A 2,624-nucleotide genomic window follows, 5' to 3' on the forward strand; every position below is an offset into this window, starting at 1 on the left:
TTGCTCATCTGCGCGACCAGAATGGCATCCGGAGTTTCCACTACCACCATATCCTCTACTCCTACGCACGCTACAAGCCGATGTTCCGACACAGCAAGCACGTTATGACAGTTATCCAACAAACACATCGCTCTGCGATACATTGCCTTGATGATCCTTGGGCAACACCTGCCACAAGGAATTCCAGGCGCCACACGTCAGAATCACTGCCGTACAGATAGCATAGAATTTACTCGGTCATCAGTTTGCTCCGCCCATAGGGATTCATGGCAGAGAGAGGCTGATCTTCCGTTAATGGCAACCATATTGACTCGCCATAAACGGTGGCGGAAGGACGGAATATCAGAGTTTTCACTCCGCACTCTTTCATCGCCTTCAAGCAACGAAGGGTACCTGCAATGTTATTATCGTAGTAAGCCAGCGGTTGCTTCGCCGACTCTCCTACGGCTTTAAGGCCGGTGAAGTGAATGACTGCCATCGCTGCACTTTCTTGCAAGGCTTTGGTCAAGGAGGAGCGATCACGACAACGCCTTGCACAGCGGAGTTTTTTCCGGCGATATGCTCAACCCGCCGCAATGCGTAGAACAGTCATCCGGTATATGAAAACCGACCGGCGGTCGTCAAGAAACTTACTCAAAGGCCACCACGGGGATGCCATGAATGCCTAATTATGCGGTTCAGGGCACAACCTGCGAAGATTCTGCTTTTATGTGCCCTAATCCTGAAACGCTTCATACGGAAAAACAGCACAAACATTCATCCAATAATAATGACCGTTTGTTAAGAACAGAGTTTTTCAGGGACAATTTTTTATTTAGTGGAAAGCAAAATCCAGACGCTTTCCTCAACCAAATTAAGAATCCTTGGAGGGACGCCAGCCCTCTCAGACACTGCGCCGCAGCCGCAAGGCGAGGAGACCCAGACCCAATGCTAGAAGAGCGTACTGTTCTGGCTCAGGCACAGCACTGACACTGGTTAAGGTAATGTCCGCATGGTCGCCCAGCAACGCCCACAGAGGCGGGTCAGCTTCATCGCCCCTCATGCGAAGCGTAAATCGCAATGTATCGCCCTCATCCATGTGAACTCCTGTAAGATTCAGCGGGCTTTTGATTTCAGCGACAGGCGCGTCCGGGACACCTGGCCACAAAAGCGTACCGCCTTCAAAAGGGTTCGTCAACGTCGCCGAGTAAAGCAAATCGAAAGAACCGGTGGAGGCATCCATTCGCGCAACCGCTACATCGACTGTAGCTGGGGGCGAATTCTCGGGATACATCCCCTGCCAAGTCACCGGTAGCGAACCCCGAACATTTATGATGGCGCCATCGCCAACTGGGTTGCGCCATTCCACAACAGGCACGTGTATTGCCGACATGGTTTCCGCACTTAAATCGTGAGTCATTGCCCATTTACCGATCGGCGGATTGGTACCTATATTATTTTGAAAAGGCCCATTATACGCGCGAGCCCAAACTCCCCCGGCGGTCGAATTCGCCCAATCATCGTCCCAAACCATGGGTGAGAGTTTCTCCGCGTACCAGGGGTTTTCCGATCCGAGTTCTCCTCCCGACGATGTATATCCATAAAACCAAACGGGATTGCCATTTTTGTCGACGGAAGGATTTCCGTCAATCGAGCCCGGCATTGTTCCCGGCACCCAATCGGCCCCCCGATTCCATTTAAAACCGGGCGCATAATTGTCAGCTAGAGCTGAGGTTGGCATAGCAGAACCAGCCAAGGTCGCCACCGCCACGACCATGAGGAGTTGGCAGCGCGTTCGTATTTTATTCATTTTGTCCTCCAATGCGAAATGTGGGCAACGCTAACGAAATCAAAAATAAAGACTCCTATTCAGACGCACAAATCTTTGCACTTCAACACTACTCCTCTGCCATTGCTTCATGGCAAAAACGATATCCGTTTCTAAATCTGAAATCAATGTTACTAGAGGATGCGCTGAATAGAGAGGAGAGGTCAATAGGCCATTCGGGCTAGCCAAAAAAGAATGGGCCCAACGAGGGGGTATTGAAGGAGTGCGTGGATGCTGATGGTCTCAATATTCACGTATCGCGTGGGAGTCGGAGTTCGATTGCTAACGGATGCATTATTCTTGTTGAATTTGACGTACAGTAAAGTGACGCAACCCTCCGATCATACGGGCGATCTCTTTACCGCCCATAAACGTCGTCAAAGCGAACGATATCATCTTCCCCCAAATAGGAACCCGATTGAACTTCGATTATTTCAAGAGGCACACAGCCCGGGTTTACCAGCCGATGTCGCGCACCCAATGGAATAAAGGTCGACTCATTTTCAGACACAAGGTAGCTGGTGTCACCGCGCGTAACCTGTGCTGTGCCCCGAACGACAATCCAGTGTTCTGCCCTGTGATGGTGCATTTGCAGTGACAAGGCACCGCCGGGCTTGACTACGATCCGCTTTACCTGGAAACGCTCGCCCGAATCAACGGCGTCGTACCACCCCCAGGGGCGAAATACCTTACGGTGCAACTCGCCTTCCGGGCGGCCAACACGCTTGAGGCTGTCGACGATATTCTTCACATGCTGCGTCTTGCTCATCTGCGCGACCAGAATGGCATCCGGAGTTTCCACTACCACCATATCCTC

The 2,624-nt window shown here is 51.5% G+C and carries 4 protein-coding genes; all 4 read right to left on the reverse strand.

Translation table 11 applies throughout. The features are described 5' to 3' along the window. A partial coding sequence (locus tag AC52W5_RS05575; protein WP_495670281.1) for a hypothetical protein occupies nucleotides 1-143 on the reverse strand: 143 nt, incomplete at its 3' end. A gap of 86 nt (nucleotides 144-229) precedes the next feature. Next, nucleotides 230-478, reverse strand: coding sequence for a GDP-mannose 4,6-dehydratase (locus tag AC52W5_RS05580; protein WP_495670278.1), 249 nt, complete (start codon nucleotides 476-478; stop codon nucleotides 230-232). Nucleotides 479-883: 405 nt separating this feature from the next. Then, nucleotides 884-1,789 carry a PEP-CTERM sorting domain-containing protein gene (locus AC52W5_RS05585; RefSeq protein ID WP_495670279.1) on the reverse strand — a complete coding sequence of 302 codons (906 nt, stop codon included), beginning with the start codon at nucleotides 1,787-1,789 and terminating at the stop codon, nucleotides 884-886. A gap of 376 nt (nucleotides 1,790-2,165) precedes the next feature. Continuing rightward, on the reverse strand, nucleotides 2,166-2,624 hold a 459-nt coding region (locus AC52W5_RS05590; RefSeq protein WP_495670280.1), incomplete at its 5' end, for a cupin domain-containing protein.

This window comes from Nitrosospira sp. CT (assembly GCF_059489795.1).

Coding starts and splice junctions, on each gene's coding strand:
- AC52W5_RS05585 (WP_495670279.1), bottom strand. CDS start 1,789: ATGAATAAAATACGAACGCGCTGCCAACTCCTCATGGTCGTGGCGGTG.
- AC52W5_RS05580 (WP_495670278.1), bottom strand. CDS start 478: ATGGCAGTCATTCACTTCACCGGCCTTAAAGCCGTAGGAGAGTCGGCG.